This window comes from Arthrobacter sp. P1_D4 (assembly GCF_056406115.1).
The window spans coordinates 17,673-36,692 of the sequence record NZ_JBFUAU010000005.1 but is presented as its reverse complement, the minus strand read 5'-3'; the positions used below and the strand labels follow the sequence as shown (position 1 = coordinate 36,692).

The following is a 19,020-nucleotide window of genomic DNA, read 5'->3' as shown; positions in this document are numbered from 1 at the left end:
CGCCATGGACCGGGAGAATCTGTTGGGCTCGGCCGGTGAACGGATCAGTTCCCTCCTGGACGCACTGGGCTCCGGCGGTCCGGTGGCCCGGGACCGGGCGGAGGAACTGGTCCGGCAGGTGACGGAACTCTACGGTGCCGGGCTGGAGCGGATCCTGCACGTGCTCGATTCGCAGGGTGCGCTCGGGCCCGGAACGGTTTCCGCCCTCACCTCCGACTCGTTGGTTTCAGGCCTGCTCCTGATCCACGGGCTGCACCCCGTGGACCTGCCCGGTAGGGTCGCCGGTGCCCTGGACTCGGTCCGGCCCTACCTCGGCTCGCACGGCGGGGATGTGGAACTGCTCGGTATCAGCGAAGAAGGCGTCGTCCGGCTGAGGCTGCTGGGCAGCTGCCAGGGCTGTCCGTCGTCGTCGGTGACGCTCAAGCTCGCCGTCGAGGACGCGATCGAATCTGCGGCGCCCGAGGTGACCGGCATCGAAGTGGAGGAGGCGGCTCCCGCCGCCGTTCCCGCCCTCATCCCGGTCGGCGCCCTGCGCTCGCGGCTGGACGGGCTGGGCGGCCCGCCCGACGGCGGCATACGCAGTGCCGCGCCGGACTGGGCGGTCCCCGACGCCGGCACGCCGGCCTCAGGCACGTGGCAGGCGGTCCCGGCCCTCGCTGAGCTGGAGTCCGGAGCCGTGGCGGGCTTCCTGGTGGCGGGCGTGGAGGTGCTCACGTGCCGGATCGGTCCGGACGTCTACGCGTTTGTGGACCGGTGCCCGCGGTGCACCCACTCCATGCCGGGCGCCTCGCTGCAGCGGGCGCTGGCTGCCCCGGTGGGCGGGGGGCTGTTGCGCTGCCCGCACTGCCGCAGCCACTTCGACGTCCGGAAGGCCGGGGCCTGTCTGGAGGACAAGGCGCTGCATCTTGATCCCCTCCCGCTGCTGCTCCGCGACGGGGTTCCCTCCGTGGCCGTCCCCACCACCGCGGACCCGCTGTGAGATGCAGGCACATGAATTCCGCGGCACGGGAACGGAGCAGGGCATGACGGCGACGCCGGGAACCGGAAGTCAGCCGGCCGGCAGCGCCGGAAACAACAGCGCCGGAAACAGCGCGTCGGCGCTCGCCGTGCTCCGCCGGATAGCGTCCACCCGCCCGGCCCAGCCTGCCGGCGAGCGCTGCGAGATGTGCGCGGAGCCCATCCCGGACGCCCACCAGCACGTGGTGGATCTGGAGAACCGCTCCCTGCTGTGCACGTGCCGGCCCTGCTATCTGCTGTTCACGGACTCGTCGGCCCATCTGCGTTACCGCTCCGTCCCTGACCGTTACCTCTCGTTCGAGCCCTTCGAGCTCGGCCAGGCCCAGTGGGACGAGCTGGAAATCCCGGTGGGGCTGGCATTCTTCTTCTTCAACTCGGCTCTTGGCCGGACGGCCGCTTTCTACCCGAGCCCCGCGGGCGCCACGGAGTCCGAACTTCCCCTGGCTGCCTGGGCGTCGGTCGAGGCGGCCAACCCGGCCATCACCGCGCTCGCCCCCGACACGGAAGCCCTGCTGATCCGCGCCCCCGGCCCCGMCCGGGGCCGGGCGGACTGCCACCTTGTCCCCATCGATGCGTGCTACGAGCTGGTGGGCCGCCTGCGGCGGGTATGGAAGGGCTTCGACGGCGGCCAGGAGTCCCGCCAGGAGCTCGCGGGATTCTTCGACCGGATCAGCCGCCGCAGCAGGCCGGGCGCCCCCGCGGCAGATCTGGAGGGACGCCATGGTTGAGCTCGATTTCAGTGTGCTGGACATCGCCCCGGAGCCCTACGCGGCCGCACCCCAGCTGACCGCCCGCCTGCGGATCCAGGAGAAAAGCGGCGCCGCCGTCCATGCCATGGCCCTCCGGTGCCAGGTGCGGATCCTGGCCCAGCGCCGCGGCTACGACGCCGACGAGGAAACCGGGCTGCTGGAACTCTTCGGCACCCGCGGACGGTGGCCCACCACGCTCAAGCCCTTCATCTGGATGCACAGCGGCATCCTGGTCCAGGGATTTGCGGACAGTGCCGACGTTGACCTGCCGCTGCCCTGCACGTTCGACTTCGACGTCGCAGCGGCAAAATACCTGAACTCCCTGCGGGACGGGACGGTCCCGCTGGAGTTCCTCTTCTCCGGGACGGTCTTCACGCGCGGCGCGGCGGGCTTCGGCGTCGAGCAGATTCCCTGGGACCGGGAAACGCGGTACGCCCTGCCCGTGGCGGCCTGGCGGTCGCTGATGGACGCATTCTTCCCGAACCAGGGATGGATCCGCCTGGACCGCGACGTCCTCGCGGCCCTGGCCAGGTACAAGGCGGTCCACGGCTTGATTTCCTGGGAGGCCGCCATCGAGGGGCTGCTGGCCGGGGCGGGTGACCCGGTGCCGTGAACACCGGACTCAGCCTGGCCCGCGCCGTCGCCGACGCCGTCCTCTACGAGGGGTACCTCCTGTACCCCTACCGCGCCTCGTCCGCCAAGAACCAGGCCCGCTGGCAGTTCGGCGTGCTCGGGCCGCCGGGCGCGGCTGAATCCGGTGCCGGCGAACAGCCGGACATGGCAGCGGATTGCCTCCTCGAGCCGGGACCCGCGGCCCGGGTCGACGTGCACCTGCGCTTCCTGCACCTCCAGAGCCGTTCCGCCGAACGCGCGGATGCCGGCGGTTTCACGCCCGTCGACGAACTCACCGTCGGCGCCTCCCGGTGGCTTAGCTGGGACGAGGCAACGGATCAGGAGATCACCCTCGGGCCGTACAGCCTCGGCCAGCTTGCCGCGGGCGTGTGCGCGCCGGTGAACGTGCCGGCGAACGAGGACATCGAGCCCGTGCTGGATCCCGCCGGCGCCATTGCCGGCCGGCTTGTGCGCCGGCGGCGGGAGCTTCGTGGCGAGGTGCGCCTGCTGGCGGCGCAAGTGGTGGCGCCGGGGCAGGCCGCCCAGGCCGGCGCCCCGGGCGGGCAGGCGCACGGGCCGCTGTGGCGGCTCAGGGTCACGGTGGAGAACGCGGCGGCAGCGGCCACCGACACGCGTACCGCCATCGAGTACTCGTTCATCGGAGCCCATGTCCTGCTCGCCGTCCACGACGCCGATTTCCTGTCGGTGATCGATCCGCCGGGATGGGCAGCAGCGGCGGCGGCTTCGTGCAGCCAGCACCGCTGCTGGCCGGTGCTCGCCGGCCCCGAGGGGCAGCGCGATGTCCTGCTCCTGTCCCCGATCATCCTCTATGACCATCCGGCGGTAGCACCGGAAAGCACCGTGGAATTGTTCGACGCGACGGAGATCGATGAAATCCTGACCTTGCGGGTGCTCACCCTGACCGATGCGGAAAAGGCGGAGGCCCGGTCAACCGATGCCCGGGCCGCCGCGATCATCGAGCGCTGCGAAAACATGACGGCAGAGGAGCTCCAGCAGTTGCACGGCATCCTGCGGAACCCGCACGCCGGTGCGCCCCGTGGACCCGGGAGCATCGGAGGCGACGGCTTCCCCGGCCCCGCGGTCCCGGCCTATCCGGAGTTCTCAGTTCCGGAATTCTCGGTTCCGGGCGCCTCCGACGCGGACACCGGCGCCGGCACGCCGTGGTGGGATCCGGCCCGGGACGCGGCCGTGGATCCGGGATCGGACACCGTCTTCATCGACGGCGTCCCGGTCTCACGCGGCAGCAGGGTGCGGGTTGTCCCGCTGCGCCGCGCCGACGCCCAGGACCTCTTCTTCGCCGGCAAGTCGGGGCGTGTCACCGGAGTCCACTTCGACGTCGACGGCGGAACGCACGTCGCGGTGGTCCTCGAGGCGGACCCCGCCGCCGAACTGCAGGAGTGGTACGGACGGTATCTGTATTTCGCCCCCGAGGAACTCGTCCCGCTCACCGCGGCGCCGGCCCCGGACAACGGAAAGGAACCATCACCATGAAAGCTCTTGGCATCATGACAGTCGTGCTCTTGCTGGCCGCGGGCCTGGCAGCAGCCGTCGTCGGCCTGCGTTCAATTCCGGACATCAAGCGCTACGTGCGAATGCGGAGCATGTGAGGCCCGGTGTGAGCGGGGTCCTGGTGGCGGGCGTGGGGAACGTGTTCCTTCGCGACGACGGATTTGGGCCGGCCGTCGCCCGCCGGCTGGCCGAGGAGCAGTCCGGCCTGCCCGGCTGGGCGCCGGAGGAGGTCCAGGTGCGGGACTACGGGATCCGCGGGCTGCACCTCGCCTACGATCTCCTGGACGGGGTGGATGCGCTCGTGCTCGTGGATGTGCTCCCGGCCCCGGCCGACCGGAGCACAAGCGCAGGGACGCTCCGGATCCTGAAGATACGGGTGGAGGACCTGGAAAGCGGCGGTCCGCTGACGCCGGCCGGCCTGCGGGCCGATCCGGCCTTCGATCCGCATGGCATGGACCCGCTGGCTGTCCTCCGCCGTCTGCGTGTTTTGGGCGGATCGCTGCCGGAGACCTACCTGGTCGGCTGCATCGCGGGGCGAACGGACGAGGGCATGGGACTGTCCGAGGACGTGTCCCGCGCCGTTCCGGCAGCCGTGGAAGCAGTCCGCACCCTGGTGGCAGCCCGCATCACGAAGGCAGACGCAGCGCCCGCGAGCGCGGCTCCGGATGAAGCAGGCTGAGGAGGAACCACGGATGTGTCTGGGAATACCGGGCCGGATCATCGAAGTGATCGACGGCTACAACGGGCAACTCGCCCTCGTGGATGTGGCCGGAGTGGAGCGCAAAATCAACGTTGGCCTCCTCGATGACGGCCCTGTGGAGAGCGGCACGTGGGTCCTGATCCACATGGGCTTCGCCCTGGAACGCGTGGACCAGGAAGGTGCCGACCGTGCGATGACGGGACTTGAGCTCATGGGACGGGGCCCGGACCCCACCGACACGGTCCCGTAGCCTTCACTCCCCACTGGCTGGACTCCCCCACTGAAGGAACTCTCCACTGACGGAACTGCAAGGCGCCCGCTATTCGAGGGCGATCGCGGCGCCGCGGTGCTCCACGCCGGAATTCGCGATCTTGAGGTGGCGCGCAAAGTAGTGCCGGAGCCGGTGGAGCTGGGCGGGCGAGAGCCGGTCGCACACCCAGTCCCAGTGGAGGGACACCATGTCCCCGGGCGTGAGGTCAGCAATGAAGCCGGACCCGGCCACGGCGTACTTGGCCGTCTCGATCACCGGTTCCCCCAGCGACAGCGCCATCCCGTCCCACGCCAGGGGCCGCGAGCGCACGAGGGCGCTGTCCCCTTCGATGGCCACCACCTCGCCCCACCGGATGCGGCATTGGTCAAGGACGTTCAGGGCCGTGGATGAGCGCCGGTCATCGCGCAGGAGTCCCGTCCACGGATAGATTTCCAGGACGTGGAAGCTGTGATGCGGGACGCCGCCGGCCAGGACCCCTTCCATCAGGTGCGGGAACTGATGCCCGGTCCGTGCGCGGAACCGGTCCTCCATGGAATTGCCGATGCTGCGTACACCCACGGAGTCCAGCAACGTGTTTCCCACCCAGTAGGCCTCCACCACCGCGTAGTCCAGCGGGTCCGGGTTGCCGGTGGCACCGGCGATGAGCTCCAGGTACGGCCAGGCGCCGGCGAACCCCTTCGCCAGTTCGCGCAGGCCCGCGTCGGTCACCCCGGACTGGCCATAGTGCAGCAGCGCGTCGCTGTCAGGCGGCCCGCAGCTGCCCCGCGAATTCGGCGGATACGCGTAGCGGACAAACAGTTGGGCGCCGTTGATTTCCATCCCGTGGCCTCGTTTCACAGGGGATATCAGCGAGGCTAGCACCGGCGCCCACCGGCGAACAATGCCCGGTGTGACCGGCATTGACACCCCTGCGCATTCGGCGGATGCTGTGAGGAAATGCCGCACCGGGACCATTGCTGTGGCCGGCGCGGAGCGAAAGGCCGTGGCGCGCGGTCCTTCCCGGGAGGTAGGCCGATGAGCATCCCCGAAGCCAACCGACGATCTGTACTGGCAGCGGCCCTCTACGGCGGAGGGGCGCTGTTCCTCGCATCCTGCGCCGCGGCCGGCACGGCGCCACAGTCGTCGCCGCAGTCAACGCCGCCGGCAGGGACTGCCGGTACAGCGCCCCCGGGTTCCGCCTCCGGCCCGGCCGGGATCCAGGTGACGGACCAGCGCGGGACCGTCCTGAGTTTCGACCACCCGGTCACCCGCGTGGTGACCATTCCCATGCCCGCCGCCTCCCTGCTGGCCGCCGTCGACCAGGGCGCCAGCCATCTCGCCGGGATGCACAACGCCTCCTGGGTCGCGATGCGCGACGGCGCCATGGGCGCCATGTACCCGGAGGCCCTGAACATCCCGCACGACATCGCCACGACCGACTTCACGCCCAATGTCGAAAGCATCCGGGCGCTGAACCCCGACGTCGTGGTCCAGTGGAGCGATGCGCAACTGACGACACCGCTGGAACAGGCCGGGATGAAGGTCCTGGGCATCACGAACACCGGCACGCAGCAGGACGTGGATACGTGGGCCGCGCTCTTCGCAACGATGCTGGGCCGCCCGGACCGGGCCGTGCAGATGAAGGCGCGCAGCGACGGGCAACAGAAGGCCATCCGGGCCGAGGCCGCCGCCCGCGGCACCGGCGGCCCGGGCATCGTCTATTTCAACAGGTTCAGCGGCGGCCTCAAGGTGGCCGGAAACGGCAGCTACAACGACTTCTACATCAAGCTCATCGGGGCACACAACCCCGCCACCGGCCCGCAGGGCCTTCAGGGCAAGGGCATGGTGGGCGTGGACGTCGAACAGGTCCTGGCCTGGGATCCGGAAATCATCCTGCTCGGGAACTTCGACGGCGCGATGCCCGCCGACATCTACGCCAACCCGGTGTGGCAAAGCGTCTCCGCCGTGCGCTCCCGCCGCGTCTACAAGGTCCCGCTGGGCGGCTACCGCTGGGATCCCCCCGGCCAGGAATCGCCACTGATGTGGCGCTGGCTCACAGATGTCAGTTTCCCCTCCGGCAACCGCTCCACGCTGAGGGACGAGACAAACGACTATTTCGACTTCCTGTACCGCCACCGGCCATCGGCGCCCGAGCTGGACAAGATCCTCTGGACCGAAGCCAACGGCACCTCGGCCAACTACCGGCAGTTCGATGCTTCGTGAGGCCCAGCCTCTGACCACGGGACCCCCCGGCGGCCGCGGACCGGGGCTGCGCCAGGTCATCGGTCCATGCCTGCTCTCCGGAGCAGTCCTGGCGGCCGTGTCCGCGGTTGCACTCGCCAGCGGCCGCTACAGCGTGCCCCTGGACCATGTCGTGCAGATCCTGGCCTCGCGAATAGTTCCCTTCGGCCCGGGCCTTCCCGCGGCCGAGGAAAACGTGGTGCTGCTGGTCAGGTTGCCCAGGGTCCTGCTGGCCCTGCTGGTCGGTGGCGCCCTCGCAATCGGTGGCGCGGCCCTGCAGGCCGTGTTCCGCAATCCCCTGGTCAGCCCGGAGGTCATCGGCGTCTCCTCGGGCGCCTCCTTCGGCGGTGCCCTGGCCCTGCTGCTGGGCCTGGGCCCCGTCGCCCTCGTGGGCGGATCGTTCGGCTTCGGGCTGCTGGCACTGGGAATCGTCTTCCTCATCACGTCCGGGCGGGGCGGCGCCCACATCCTCATGGTGGTCCTCGGCGGAATCGTCACGGCCTCGTTCTTCTCCGCCCTGGTGGCCCTGGTGACGTATCTGGCGGACCCGTTCACCACCTTGCCCGCCATCGTTTTCTGGCTGCTTGGCAGTGTCTCCACCGCCACCTGGGCGAAAGTGCTGGTGGCCCTCATCCCTATCGCTGCCGGCGGCGTCGTCCTGCTGGCCCTGCGGTGGCGGATCAATGTGCTCTCGCTCGGCGACGACGACGCCACCGCCCTGGGGCTCCGGCCCCGCCCCCTGCGCTGGGCGGTCCTCGCCGCCGTGGCCCTCATGGTCGCCGGGGCCGTCGCCGTCAGCGGCGTCATCAGCTGGGTGGGGCTGGTCATCCCCCACCTCGCACGCATGTGGGTGGGACCGGACCACCGCGTGCTGCTGCCGGTCTCCTTCCTGCTGGGCGGGGCCTACCTGATCGCCATCGACACCATCGCGCGCACCGCCACGGCCGGGGAAATCCCGTTGGGCGTCCTGACCGCCCTGATCGGCGCACCGGTCTTCTTCGTGCTCTTGCGCCGGAACCGGGAGAGGATCTGGGACGGTGCTTGAGCTGCGCGGGGCCGGGTTCGGCTATTCACCGCAGAACTGGGTGTTCAAGGATCTCAGCTTCTCGGTGCCGCCGGGCACCGTGACCGCGGTCCTGGGGCCCAACGGCAGCGGCAAGACGACCCTGGTGCGCTGCGCGGCCGGCATGCTGGCCGTACAGGAGGGTGCGGTGCGCAGGTCCGAGACGGCGGGCTATGTTCCCCAGGCGCGCGGCAGCACGTTCGGCTACCCGGCCCTGGACATGGTGGTCATGGGCCGTGCCCGCCACATCGGCGTCTTCCGCTCCCCCGGCAGCCGGGACAGGGCCGCCGCGCTCCGCGCCATGGACCAGGTCGGGATCGCCGCCCTGGCCGGCCGGCTGTTTCCGACGCTGAGCGGGGGCGAGCAGCAGCTGGTCCTGATTGCACGGGCTATCGCGGGCGGTTCGCGGCTCCTCGTCCTGGACGAGCCGTCCACCGGGCTGGACCTGAAGAACCAGGTCCGGGTCCTCCAGCTGCTGAGGGAACTCGTGCGGACCGGGATGTCGCTGCTCGTGAGCACCCATCACCCGGACCACGCCCTGTTCCTCGCGGACTCGGTGGTCCTGATGGGCGCCGCGGGTGTGGTGACCGGGCCTGCCGGGCCGCTCCTCGCCGATGCGCAGCTTTCGGCGCTGTACGGCGTACGCGTCAGCACCCTGAACTACGACGACGAAGGGACGCCCCGCCGCACCGTGGTCACCCCCTTCGGCGCCGACGAGGGCTGAACCGAACGCCCAAGCGCCCGGCAGCTGGGCKGCCGGGCGCTTGGGGCGTCATCGAGCGGTAGTGCTTCCGGTCAGTTTAGGGCCGGGGTGCGGCTCAGGCCGGTTCCGGCGCGGGTCAGGACGGTGCAGGCGTCGGTTCAGGCGTGTGCCAGGACCGGTTGTGCCGGCTGTGCGGGCTGTTCGGCGGCATCCGGTGCGCCGGAGTGGCCGGCCAGCATCGTCTCTTCGTCGAACGGCTCGGCACCGGCCAGGACACGGTCCACGCGTCCGCCGTCGATCTCCTTGACCCAAGTGCCGATCAGCACCGTGGCGACGGCGTTGCCGGTGAAGTTGGTCAGGGCGCGCGCCTCGGACATGAACCGGTCGATGCCGACGATCATGCCCACGCCGCCCAGCAGCTGGGGTGCGTGCGCCTGGAGTCCGGCGGCCAGCGTGGCCAGGCCGGCGCCGGTGACGCCGGCGGCACCCTTGGAGGCGATGATCATGAAGACCAGCAGGGAAACCTGGGCGCCAAGGTCCAGCGGCGTGCCCATGGCGTTGGCGACGAAGAGTGCCGCCATGGTCAGGTAGATGGCGGTCCCGTCCAGGTTGAAGGAGTAGCCGGTGGGGACCGTGACGCCCACGACGGGCTTGGACACGCCGAGGTGTTCCATCTTCGCGATCAGGCGGGGCAGCGCGGCTTCGGAGGAGGAGGTCGAGAAGATCAGCAGGTATTCGCGGCCGAGGTATTTCATGAGCTTGAAGATGCTGACGCCCGCGACCGCCTTGAGCAAACCGCCGAGGACCACGACGATGAACAGGGCGCAGGTGATGTAGAAGGCGCCCATCAGGGTCGCCATGCTGATGATGGCCTGGAAGCCGGTGGCGCCGACCACCGCGGCGATCGCGCCGAAGGCTCCGACCGGGGCCAGCCACATGATCATGATGAGGATGCGGAACACGAGGGCCTGGCCGTACCCGACGGCCTTGAGGATCGGGGCTCCCTGGGGGCCCATCTTCTGCAGCGCGAAGCCGACCAGGATCGCGGCGAGGAGAGTCGGCAACACAGGAATGTCGCCCGGGATGATGCCCAGCAGGAAGTCAACGGTGCTGTCGACTGCCGCCTTCTTGTTCGGATCATAGGGGGCGAGCTTGAGGCCCTCGCCCGGGTGGATCAGGTTGCCGACCACGAGGCCGATCGCCAGGGCGAAGGTGGACATGACCACAAAGTAGGCGAGCGCCAGGCCGCCGACCTTGCCGACCGTCGCGGCCTTGGCGATGGAGCCGATGCCGAGCACGATCGTGCAGAAGATCACGGGCGCAATCATCATCTTGATGAGTTTGATGAAGCCGTCGCCGAGCGGCTTGAGGGATTTGCCGACCTCGGGGAACAGCAGGCCAATAACGGCACCTGCGATCACGGCGACGATGACTGCGATGTAGAGGTAGTGGGACTTGTCCAGTCCCTTGCGCTTCTTGGCCGGAGCGGCGGCCGGTGCTGCTGACTCTCCTCGTTGAGAGGCCATGGTGTTCTCCTTGGATAGGCTGGACTTGGTGCGGTCCTGGCTGTGGTCCGCTCTTGTCCTTCTTGCGTGTAACCCCATCATTGATGAGAAGGTGACGCGCATCACCCTTGCGTTCATATTGGTCATGGAAGGTGTTGATGATCCGGCGCTGGAGCATCGCCCGCAGGCTGTTTGCGGCCAACCTGCTGTTCGTGGTGGCCCTGACGGCCATCGTTGGTACGGCCGTGTTCGTGGACGCGCGCGATCACGCCTACGACGAGGCCGGACGCCGGATGGCCGGCATCGCCACCGCCGTCGCCGACGCCCCCTTCGTCCTGGCGGCGGCGGACACAGCCGATCCCACGGCCCTGCTGCAGCCGTATGCCCTGAAGACCATGAACGACGCCGACGCGGATTTCATCACGATCATGGCCCCGGACCGCACACGCTGGACCCACCCGCGCGATGAGGAACTGGGCAAACCGTATATCGGCTCCATCGACGCAGCCCTCCATGGCCAGGTGTTCACGGAAGTCGTGGCCGGCACCCTCGGCCCGTCGGTGCGCACCATCGCCCCGGTCAAGGACGCCCACGGCAAGGTCCGGGCGCTCGTGGCCGCGGGCGTGACGGTCCGGACGGTGGACGTCGCACTCTCCGGCAGGCTGCCGGCGCTGCTGGCCATCAGCCTGGCGCTGCTGGCCGGCGGGTCGGCGGCGGCCTGGCTCCTGGGACGGTACCTGCGCCGGGTGACCCGCGGCTGGGGCCCGGAAGAGCTGGGCCAGCTCTTCGCGTACTACGAATCGGTGTTGCATTCGGTGCGTGAGGGCGTGATCCTCATCGACCCCAGGGGCAAAGTGGTGATGTACAACGACCAGGCCGCCGAACTGCTCGGGCTGAGGAAACAGTCCGCCGACGGCGGTCCCACCTCCGGCGCTGACGGCGGCGTTGCGGGGGGCGGGCGCCAGGCTGCGCCCTCCCTCGCGGAGTTGCCGCTGGCCCCCAGCCTCAAGGAACTCTTCGAATCGGGGCGGACCGCCCTGGATGAGATCCACCTGACCGGCTCGCGGATCCTGGTGGTCAACCAGGGCCCCGCGGTGGGACCCGAATCTGCCGGCGCCCGCCCGCACGGAGCGAAGTCCGGCGCTGGCACTCCTGTATACGGAACGGTCGCCACCATCCGGGACCGTACCGAGATCGAATCCCTGGGCAGTGAACTCGAGACCATGCGCACGCTCTCGGACGCGCTCCGCGCCCAGACCCATGAGCACGCCAACCGGCTCCACACCATCGTCTCGCTCATGGAACTGGGCCGGGGCCCCGAGGCGCTGGACTTTGCCACCAAGGACCTGGAACTGAGCCAGCGGCTCACGGATGACATTGTGAGCTCCATCGAGGAACCCGTGCTCGGCGCCCTGATCATGGGCAAGGCAGCCGAAGCACACGAACGCGGCGTCGAGCTGACCCTCAATACCAGCGGTTCCACGGCCGTGACCGGACTGGCCGTGCAGGACCTCGTGGCCATCCTGGGGAACCTGCTGGACAATGCCATCGACGCCGCGGCCGAGGCGCCGGCACCCAGGCTCGTGGAGCTGACCGTCGAGACCACCGGCTCCGCCCTGGAGATTACCGTGGAGGACAGCGGCCCCGGGATCGATCCCGCGGCCGTGGAGGACGTCTTCCGGCACGGTTTCAGCACCAAGGCCCCGGGACCGTTCGGACGCGGCCTTGGGCTGGCCCTGGTGCGCCAGGCGGTCCAGCGGCTGGGCGGTACCATGACAATCACCAGCCCGGCCGGGGCGCTGTTCCGCGTCACTCTGCCCGTCACAACACCGCCGGCCACTACGCTGCCGGTCACTACCGAGGGACAACCATGAGCGAGATCCGGGTGCTCGTCGTCGAGGACGAGCCCATCGCTGCCGCAGCGCACGCCGCCTACATAGAAAGGCTGGACGGTTTCACCCTGGCGGGCTCCGCGCCCGACGGCCAGTCCGCCCTGCGCCTGCTCACCGAATTCTCCGCGGCAGGCAATCCGGTGGAGCTGGTCCTGCTGGACATGAACCTCCCGGACCTGCACGGGCTGGACATCGCACGCCGGATGCGGGCGGCCGGACTGTTCGCGGACATCATCGCCATCACCGCGGTGCGGGAACTTAACATTGTCCGCAGCGCGGTGGCTACCGGCGTGGTCCAGTACCTGATCAAGCCGTTCACCTACGCGACCTTTGCGGACAAGCTCGCCAGCTACCGGCTGTTCCGCGAGCAGCTGGCCGCGCCCCTGGCCGGGGAAGCCGGAGCCCGGGCGTCCCAAAGCGATGTGGACCAGGCCTTCGCCAGCCTCCGTGCCCCGTCCGAGCTGTCGCTGCCCAAGGGCTTGGCCGTATCCACGCTGGAATCCGTCCAGGACTACATCAGGCAGCAGGCCGAGGCGGTGTCGGCCAGCGAGGTCATGGAGGCGCTCGGGATGTCCCGGGTCACTGCCCGGCGCTACCTCGAGTACCTCGCCGACGCCGGAACGGTCACCCGCGCCGCCCGCTACGGCGCCCCCGGCCGGCCGGAGAACGAATACCGCTGGAACCGGCCGCGGACGTAGGCCTGCCGCTCCCCCGTTCCCGTCACCGGGAGGGCACTTGCCGGTAGTCCCGGGAAACACTGCCGCGAAATGCCGTCCCGGCGGTTTCCTTGCGGGGATGGTCTCGAATGCTTGGTGCCATGCGGCCGCTGTTGACGTTTCAGGGCAGTGGGGCGGCGCGCGTTGCGAATAGGCGATGATCCGGGTGATCATCATTCGCCGCCCCACTGCGGTCTGGTGCCTACGGACTATGTGTGTCCGGGCCTTCTTCCTGGTTGCTTGCCGCAACCGAAGACTTCATTCCATGCGGCGGGGGCGGCCTGGCTATCGGGAGCCGCGTCGCCGATGGCCGTGCGTTTTACATGATGCCGGTGGGAACCAGCAGGACCCAGGCGAGGGCCGGGGCTACGAGCACCACTCCCCCGGCATACGCCATCAGCTGCCGGTAGACTCGCTGCCTGTCGTTGGCGCGGGCGTTGGCGACCACCAGCGCCCCGTCGGTGGAGAAGGGCGAGACATCCACCACCGTGGCAGCTATAGCCAGCGCCGCGACCGTTCCTGAGGCGCTCAGCGAGCTGGTAGCCAGGAGCGGACCGGCCAGGGGAATGAACGCGGTCAGCAACGCCGTGGATGAGGCGAAGGCTGAGCCGACCCCAATGACGTAGCAGAGGACCAGGGCCACCAGCAGCGGTGCGCCCAGTGCCAGAGCCTGCTCAGCGAGGGTGTCGATGACGCCAACGTGCTGGAGCAGGGAGACATAGGTGATCATGCCGGCTACCAGCAGGACGGTGGACCAGGAGACGCCGCCGATGAACGTCTGGTGTTCTTTGATGTTGACCAGCGCCAGCAGGAGTCCGGCAGAGAGCGCGACAAAGCCGATCGGCAAGTGGAAGCCCAGGGTGCACACGAGCATCACCGCGATCAGTGCCAGCGTGAGGATCTGCTGCCCGTGAGGGCGGCTGGTGCGGGCGGTGTCGACGTCGGCATGCTGGCCGCCTTCGCCGTCCCGCAGCCTGCCCAGGAGGGCGAACAGGACGATGGTGAGCACGGAGAGAATGAGATTGATGGCGAAGCTGGCGATGAAGAGTGCGCCCTGGGAAATGGGAAATCCGTTCTTCAGGGCGATGTCGTGCACCAGCACCCCGGCGACGGACAGCGGGGAAAAGCCGCCGGCGTGGGCTCCGTTGATGATGAATGCGCCCATCAGCACGGGATGGATCCGGGACTCGTAGGCGAAGCCGATGGCCGCCGGTGCCAGCAGCGCGACGGCGGCCGGCGAGAAGGTGCCCAGTGACGTGAGCGCAGCAGCGATCAGGAAGAACACCCAGGGCAGCAGCATCGTCTTGCCCCTGACGAGGCGTACGCAGGTCTGGACGATGATGTCGATGGTGCCGTTCCGCTGGGCCATGCTGAAGAAGTACGTGACTCCGATGATCGTCACGACGATGCTGGCGGGGAACTCTTCGAGGATCTGCTTGTCCGTCATTCCGAGCATGAAATAGCCGACGCCGAAGGAGGCCACCAGCCCCATCACGCCGATGTTCAGCGGCCATTTCGTGGCGACGATGAACATTATGACGAGGATGACGAGCGGGATGATTTGGACAGCGGTCATGGAGTGCTCCGGTTGCGGGGTGGCCGAAGGGTTGAAGATATCACCCCCCAGCACGAGCGCAATCAACGCCAGGAACGCGAACCCGGCGGCCGCCGCCAGTAGGATTCGGCGGCGGCGGGTTGGACGCGGGGCATCGTTGTCCCGGGTCTCGTCCGCAGCGACAGCGGTGCGGTGCTCAGTCTTGGTCATGATCGTCTCCTCAGCGGGTGGCTCCCGCGAGGGAGGCAGCGACGGCGCTGCCGGGGACCTCGGGGAGATGGATGATGGTTGTGGCGATGGTGCGGGCCGTGCGGTCGACGCCTACGAGGAGCGTCCCGTCGTGCTCCTCGCTCCAGGTCTCGATGACCCCGGCGGGGGTGCGGAGCCGGAGCGTGCTCCCCAGGGAGTCGCCCGTGATGGTGTGCAGCACGGTGCCGGGGGTGCGGGCGGCCAGGGTCAGGGCGATGCTGCCGGTGATGGCCAGGGCCGGGTGGGGCTTGCCCATGGAGAGCATCATGACGTTGGCGTCGCAGCCGGGGTCGGCCTGGGCGGGCGCGGCTACGATGGCGAGCTTGGGGATGGCCCGGGCCGCTTCGGCTGTTGTGCGGACCAGCCCCATCCGCACCGCCGCCTGCCGCCGGATCTGCTCCAGGGTATCCAGCTGCAACTCCACTCCGGCGCGCCAGCTGTCGTACCTGGCCAGGTCCAGGCCCAGTTCTTCGGCGTTGACGATCACCACGGGCGCTCCGGCGTCGACCATCGACACAGTCCAGCGGGTTCCGCCGGCGGTGAGGGTGTCAGTGGCCGCTCCGGTGGGCAGCAGCGCACCGGTGGTCCTGCCGGCAGGGTCCTGGAAGCCGAGCCCCACAGCGTAGCCGGGGAAGGGTACGCCTGGCATCCGGGCGTCCGGAACGGAGGCCAGGGCTCCGGCAGGGGTGGCCACGCGCTGGACGATGATTTGGTTGGTGTTGGTGTTGCGGGTGACGATCCGGGTAACGTCTCCGTTGGGGAGCACCCAGCCCTTCTCGATGGCGTACAGACCCACCACCGCCGAGCCGTTCCCGCAGTTGCTGCCCCAGTCCACCGCGGCCTCTTCGACGCCCACTTGGGCAAAAGTGTACTCAACGTCGATGTCCCCACTGACGGGCCGGTGCAGGATCACGGCCTTGCTGGTGGTCGAGGTGGCGCCGCCGACGCCGTCGATCTGGCGCGGGTCCGGGCTGCCGAACAGCCGCGGCAGCAGCACATCGAGGCTGGTGCCGCCCGCCTGAAGATGTTCCGCTTCGAACACCCAGCACTTGCTGGTGCCTCCGCGCATCCATTGGGCTTCGATCTTCATGGTTTTTCCCGCTTCTCCTCGTGCCTCAGACTTGAATGAGGACCTGAAAAGAGATTGAGCCAGATCACAACTTTAGACAATGTTGGATTTTTTCAGGGGGATGTAGGATTGCTTAACTCATAGAGCGCTGGAGGATTATTCCCCAGCTGCAAAGCGTCCGTTGCCAGGAAAAGTGCTCGAAGTCCTCAAGGGAGGCCCGGTCCCGGCAGGGAATGAACCAAAGGCGAAGAAGGGTGAAGCATTGCTAAAGGACGAAGGCCAGGATTTGTTCGATATAAGGCGGCTGGCGCTTTTGCTGGAGGTGGTGGAGCAGGGCTCGATCACCGCGGCGGCCGAGTTGATGATGTACACGCCCTCGGCCGTCTCCCAGCAGCTGCGCAAGCTCGAGCAGGAGGTGGGGCAGCCTCTGCTCACCCGTCGCTCCCGCGGGGTGGTGCCCACCGAGGCCGGCCAGGTTCTGGCCGGCCACGCCCGCAAGATCGTCTGGCAGATGCAGGCAGCCCGGTCCGACCTGGGCCAGATTGCGGGCCTAAGACGCGGTTCCCTGACCGTGGGTACGTTCCCAACCCTGGCCGGATCCTTCCTGCCCATCGTCATCCGGACCTTCAAAAAGCGCTACCCGGCCATCAGCCTCTCGTTGCGCAGCGCCCGCTTCGATGAACTCGTCGCAGATCTGCAGTCCGGAGTCACGGGTCTGTGCCTGCTCTGGGATTACCCCTGGAACCCGTTCCGGGACGATTCCATCCGCGTAACCGAGGTCTTCCGGGAGAGCACCGTCATCCTGGTGGCCCGCAGCCACCCGCTCGCCGAGCGTGAGCAGGTAAGCATGGACGACCTGCGCAACGAGTCCTGGATCGTGCGCGCCGAGGCCCACCCCGTCGTGGAGGTGCTGCAGCGCTCCGCTCACGACGCCGGATTCGAACCGGAGATTGCCTTCCTGGCCAACGACTACCAGGAGGCCCAGGCCATGGTCAGCGTGGGAATGGGCGTGGCCATGGTGCCCAAGACCGCCGTAGCACTTCAGCATCCCGACGTGAAGGTGCTGAGCCTGGGTTCCGCTGCCCCGCTGCGGAGGATACTGCTGGCGCAGCGGGAGGACAAGGTCTATGCCCCGGCCGAGGTGGCCTTCCACTCCACCCTGTTGGAAATCGCCCGCGAACGGGCCGGCGACTATCACTAGACCACGAGGCTGCTCCGGTCACGCAGGGCCGGGGCGCAGGGTGTCGATCAGCGCGTCGATCACGCCGGCGTCCTCGATCGTGGAGGGCACCACGTAGGTCTCGCCGTCGGCGATCTGGCGCATGGTCTTGCGCAGGATCTTTCCCGAACGGGTCTTCGGCAGAGCGTCCACCACGGTGACGTGCTTGAAGTCCGCCACGGCCCCGATGTCGCGCCGGACCAGGGCGATCAGGTCCTTGACGAGGACGTCCTCGGGCACGTCAACCCCGGACTTGAGGACCACATAGCCGCTGGGCCGCTGGCCCTTGAGCGGGTCGGCGAGGCCGATCACGGCGCATTCGGCAACTGCCGGGTGCTGGCCGATCACCTGTTCCATGGCGCCGGTGGAGAGCCGGTGTCCGGCGACGTTGATGATGTCATCTGTGCGGCCCATGACGAAGACGTAGCCGTCCTCGTCCCGGTAGCCGGAGTCACCGGTGGCGTAGTAGCCCTCAAACGCCTGGAGGTAGGAGGAAATGTAGCGGTCGTCGTTGCGCCAGAGCGTGGTCAGGGTGCCAGGCGGCAGCGGCAGGCCCAGGACGATGTTGCCTTCCATGCCGGCCTCGACGTCCCCGCCGGCGCCGTCGACGACGTTGAGCCGGAAGCCGGGCATCGGGACGCTCGGCGACCCGGCCTTGATCGGCAGTCCGCCGAGGCCGCGGGGGTTGGCGCAGATGGCCCAGCCGGTCTCCGTCTGCCACCAGTGGTCGACCACCGGAACACCGAGCACCCGGGAGGCCCAGTGGAAGGTATCGGTGTCCAGCCGCTCGCCGGCCGCGAACAGGGTCCGCAGGCTGGCAATGTCGTATTTGTCCAGGAACCGGCCCTCAGGGTCGGCCTTGCGGATGGCCCGCAGCGCGGTGGGCGCGGTGAACAGCACGTTGACCTTGTGGTCCTGGATGACCCGCCAGAACGCGCCGGCGTCGGGCGTCCCCACCGGCTTCCCTTCGTACAGCACCGTGGTGGCGCCGGCCAGCAGCGGACCGTAGACGATGTAGGAGTGGCCCACCACCCAGCCGACGTCCGAGGCGGTCCACATGACGTCGCCGGGACCGACGTCGTAGAGGTTTTCCATGGTCCATTTCAGGGCCACGGCGTGGCCGCCGTTGTCCCGCACCACGCCCTTGGGCGAGCCGGTGGTGCCCGAGGTGTAGAGGATGTACAGCGGGTCCGTGGCCTTGACGTCCACCGGCGCGGCCGCCTCGGCGGAGGCCATCTCGGTGTCCCAGTCGAGCCATTCGGGGTGCTCGGCCGCCATGGAGGCCACCGTCGAGGCGAAGCCGTCCCTGGCCTTGACCAGCACCGGGGTTCCGGCGGCGCCGGCGATACTGAGGGCCTCGGCGACGGCGGGCAGGTACTCAATCCGGCGCGACGGCTCGATGCCGCCGGACGCCGCCACCACCGCCGCGGGGGCTGCGTCGCGGATGCGGGCGGCAAGTTCCTTGGGAGCAAACCCGCCGAAGACGACCGAGTGCACGGCGCCGAGCCGTGCGGTGGCCAGCATCGCGATCACGGCCTCGGGGATCATCGGCATGTAAATCACCACGCGGTCGCCCTTGCCGACGCCGCTGCGGCGCAGGACACCGGCGAACCGGGCCACGAGGTCCGTCAGTTCCGCATAGGTATAGCTCTGCCGGATGCCCAACATCGCTGAGTCGTAGACCAGGGCATCCTGCTCACCCCTGCCCTGGGCGACGTGCCGGTCGAGGGCGTTGTACGACGTGTTCAGGACCCCGTCCGGAAACCAGTCGTAGAGCGGCGCCCGGCCCGCGTCAAGGGCCTGCTGCGGTGGCGTCTGCCAGGAGATCCCTTCCGCGGCCTCCAGCCAGAACTCTGCGGGATGTTCCAGGCTCCGTTCGTAGGCGGCCCGGTAGCTCTTGGTGACCATGACGTACATCCTGTCCACGACGTTGTGATGCAGCCATGGTAA

General features: G+C 68.8%; 18 protein-coding genes. 13 read left to right on the top strand and 5 right to left on the bottom strand.

What is annotated here, in order from left to right; translation table 11 throughout:
• Window positions 1–4: 4 nt before the first annotated feature.
• Genes AC1D0A_RS06145 through AC1D0A_RS06115 form a run of 7 tightly spaced genes read left to right on the top strand, consistent with a single transcriptional unit; the run spans window position 5 to window position 4,858 of the window.
• Window positions 5–979: a NifU family protein gene (locus AC1D0A_RS06145; protein ID WP_476945391.1), complete on the top strand. Its 975-nt coding sequence runs from the start codon at window positions 5–7 to the stop codon at window positions 977–979.
• 43 nt (window positions 980–1,022) lie between these two features.
• A complete protein-coding gene (locus AC1D0A_RS06140) occupies window positions 1,023–1,745 on the top strand; it encodes a DUF5947 family protein (protein ID WP_476945390.1) in 723 nt (240 codons plus the stop codon).
• Window positions 1,738–2,379, top strand: coding sequence for a DUF6084 family protein (locus tag AC1D0A_RS06135; RefSeq protein ID WP_243179554.1), 642 nt, complete (start codon window positions 1,738–1,740; stop codon window positions 2,377–2,379). The genes AC1D0A_RS06140 and AC1D0A_RS06135 overlap by 8 nt, the downstream gene beginning before the upstream one ends.
• Complete coding sequence (locus AC1D0A_RS06130; RefSeq protein ID WP_243179555.1) at window positions 2,376–3,890, top strand: hypothetical protein; 1,515 nt, start codon at window positions 2,376–2,378, stop codon at window positions 3,888–3,890. Before AC1D0A_RS06135 ends, AC1D0A_RS06130 begins: the two co-directional genes overlap by 4 nt.
• The gene (locus AC1D0A_RS06125) at window positions 3,887–4,006 is read left to right on the top strand and encodes a DUF6893 family small protein (RefSeq protein ID WP_018772298.1); all 120 of its coding nucleotides are present in this window, start codon (window positions 3,887–3,889) and stop codon (window positions 4,004–4,006) included. Before AC1D0A_RS06130 ends, AC1D0A_RS06125 begins: the two co-directional genes overlap by 4 nt.
• A gap of 8 nt (window positions 4,007–4,014) precedes the next feature.
• Window positions 4,015–4,587, top strand: coding sequence for a hydrogenase maturation protease (locus AC1D0A_RS06120; RefSeq protein WP_476945389.1), 573 nt, complete (start codon window positions 4,015–4,017; stop codon window positions 4,585–4,587).
• A gap of 13 nt (window positions 4,588–4,600) precedes the next feature.
• On the top strand, window positions 4,601–4,858 hold the full coding sequence (locus AC1D0A_RS06115) for a HypC/HybG/HupF family hydrogenase formation chaperone (protein WP_476945388.1): 258 nt from the start codon (window positions 4,601–4,603) through the stop codon (window positions 4,856–4,858).
• A 69-nt stretch (window positions 4,859–4,927) separates the two neighbouring features.
• Here the strand turns inward: AC1D0A_RS06115 and AC1D0A_RS06110 are convergent, their stop codons facing one another.
• Entirely contained in the window at window positions 4,928–5,698 is a 771-nt protein-coding gene (locus tag AC1D0A_RS06110) for a DUF6390 family protein (RefSeq protein WP_476943443.1), read from the bottom strand.
• Window positions 5,699–5,893: 195 nt separating this feature from the next.
• On the opposite strand from AC1D0A_RS06110, the gene AC1D0A_RS06105 reads away from it, so the two are divergent.
• From AC1D0A_RS06105 to AC1D0A_RS06095, 3 genes are read left to right on the top strand one after another with little or no spacing between them, the layout of a single operon-like run.
• A complete protein-coding gene (locus AC1D0A_RS06105; RefSeq protein WP_476945387.1) occupies window positions 5,894–7,081 on the top strand; it encodes an ABC transporter substrate-binding protein in 1,188 nt (395 codons plus the stop codon).
• Complete coding sequence (locus tag AC1D0A_RS06100; RefSeq protein ID WP_476943445.1) at window positions 7,071–8,144, top strand: FecCD family ABC transporter permease; 1,074 nt, start codon at window positions 7,071–7,073, stop codon at window positions 8,142–8,144. Before AC1D0A_RS06105 ends, AC1D0A_RS06100 begins: the two co-directional genes overlap by 11 nt.
• Window positions 8,137–8,886 carry an ABC transporter ATP-binding protein gene (locus tag AC1D0A_RS06095; protein ID WP_476943446.1) on the top strand — a complete coding sequence of 250 codons (750 nt, stop codon included), beginning with the start codon at window positions 8,137–8,139 and terminating at the stop codon, window positions 8,884–8,886. Before AC1D0A_RS06100 ends, AC1D0A_RS06095 begins: the two co-directional genes overlap by 8 nt.
• Before the next feature lie 137 nt (window positions 8,887–9,023).
• Here AC1D0A_RS06095 and AC1D0A_RS06090 read toward each other — a convergent pair whose 3' ends face one another.
• Window positions 9,024–10,391 (bottom strand): cation:dicarboxylate symporter family transporter, encoded by a 1,368-nt coding sequence (locus AC1D0A_RS06090; RefSeq protein WP_476943447.1) that lies wholly within the window; start codon window positions 10,389–10,391, stop codon window positions 9,024–9,026.
• Window positions 10,392–10,528: 137 nt separating this feature from the next.
• On the opposite strand from AC1D0A_RS06090, the gene AC1D0A_RS06085 reads away from it, so the two are divergent.
• A complete protein-coding gene (locus AC1D0A_RS06085; protein ID WP_476945386.1) occupies window positions 10,529–12,244 on the top strand; it encodes a sensor histidine kinase in 1,716 nt (571 codons plus the stop codon).
• On the top strand, window positions 12,241–12,960 hold the full coding sequence (locus AC1D0A_RS06080) for a response regulator (RefSeq protein ID WP_476943448.1): 720 nt from the start codon (window positions 12,241–12,243) through the stop codon (window positions 12,958–12,960). The genes AC1D0A_RS06085 and AC1D0A_RS06080 overlap by 4 nt, the downstream gene beginning before the upstream one ends.
• Window positions 12,961–13,297: 337 nt before the next feature.
• Here AC1D0A_RS06080 and AC1D0A_RS06075 read toward each other — a convergent pair whose 3' ends face one another.
• Together AC1D0A_RS06075 and AC1D0A_RS06070 are read right to left on the bottom strand one after the other, a co-directional pair.
• Window positions 13,298–14,743, bottom strand: coding sequence for an SLC13 family permease (locus AC1D0A_RS06075; protein WP_243179565.1), 1,446 nt, complete (start codon window positions 14,741–14,743; stop codon window positions 13,298–13,300).
• A 10-nt stretch (window positions 14,744–14,753) separates the two neighbouring features.
• Window positions 14,754–15,872 carry a PrpF domain-containing protein gene (locus AC1D0A_RS06070; RefSeq protein ID WP_243179566.1) on the bottom strand — a complete coding sequence of 373 codons (1,119 nt, stop codon included), beginning with the start codon at window positions 15,870–15,872 and terminating at the stop codon, window positions 14,754–14,756.
• Window positions 15,873–16,113: 241 nt separating this feature from the next.
• Here AC1D0A_RS06070 and AC1D0A_RS06065 point away from each other — a divergent pair, with 241 nt between their 5' ends.
• Window positions 16,114–17,052 carry a LysR family transcriptional regulator gene (locus AC1D0A_RS06065; RefSeq protein ID WP_459385980.1) on the top strand — a complete coding sequence of 313 codons (939 nt, stop codon included), beginning with the start codon at window positions 16,114–16,116 and terminating at the stop codon, window positions 17,050–17,052.
• 18 nt (window positions 17,053–17,070) lie between these two features.
• On the opposite strand, the gene AC1D0A_RS06060 is transcribed toward AC1D0A_RS06065, so the two are convergent.
• Window positions 17,071–18,978 carry an AMP-binding protein gene (locus AC1D0A_RS06060; RefSeq protein WP_476943453.1) on the bottom strand — a complete coding sequence of 636 codons (1,908 nt, stop codon included), beginning with the start codon at window positions 18,976–18,978 and terminating at the stop codon, window positions 17,071–17,073.
• Window positions 18,979–19,020 lie beyond the last annotated feature (42 nt).

Coding starts and splice junctions, on each gene's coding strand:
- AC1D0A_RS06145 (WP_476945391.1), top strand. CDS start 5: ATGGACCGGGAGAATCTGTTGGGCTCGGCCGGTGAACGGATCAGTTCC.
- AC1D0A_RS06135 (WP_243179554.1), top strand. CDS start 1,738: ATGGTTGAGCTCGATTTCAGTGTGCTGGACATCGCCCCGGAGCCCTAC.
- AC1D0A_RS06125 (WP_018772298.1), top strand. CDS start 3,887: ATGAAAGCTCTTGGCATCATGACAGTCGTGCTCTTGCTGGCCGCGGGC.
- AC1D0A_RS06115 (WP_476945388.1), top strand. CDS start 4,601: ATGTGTCTGGGAATACCGGGCCGGATCATCGAAGTGATCGACGGCTAC.
- AC1D0A_RS06110 (WP_476943443.1), bottom strand. CDS start 5,698: ATGGAAATCAACGGCGCCCAACTGTTTGTCCGCTACGCGTATCCGCCG.
- AC1D0A_RS06105 (WP_476945387.1), top strand. CDS start 5,894: ATGAGCATCCCCGAAGCCAACCGACGATCTGTACTGGCAGCGGCCCTC.
- AC1D0A_RS06100 (WP_476943445.1), top strand. CDS start 7,071: ATGCTTCGTGAGGCCCAGCCTCTGACCACGGGACCCCCCGGCGGCCGC.
- AC1D0A_RS06090 (WP_476943447.1), bottom strand. CDS start 10,391: ATGGCCTCTCAACGAGGAGAGTCAGCAGCACCGGCCGCCGCTCCGGCC.
- AC1D0A_RS06085 (WP_476945386.1), top strand. CDS start 10,529: ATGATCCGGCGCTGGAGCATCGCCCGCAGGCTGTTTGCGGCCAACCTG.
- AC1D0A_RS06080 (WP_476943448.1), top strand. CDS start 12,241: ATGAGCGAGATCCGGGTGCTCGTCGTCGAGGACGAGCCCATCGCTGCC.
- AC1D0A_RS06075 (WP_243179565.1), bottom strand. CDS start 14,743: ATGACCAAGACTGAGCACCGCACCGCTGTCGCTGCGGACGAGACCCGG.
- AC1D0A_RS06070 (WP_243179566.1), bottom strand. CDS start 15,872: ATGAAGATCGAAGCCCAATGGATGCGCGGAGGCACCAGCAAGTGCTGG.
- AC1D0A_RS06060 (WP_476943453.1), bottom strand. CDS start 18,978: ATGGTCACCAAGAGCTACCGGGCCGCCTACGAACGGAGCCTGGAACAT.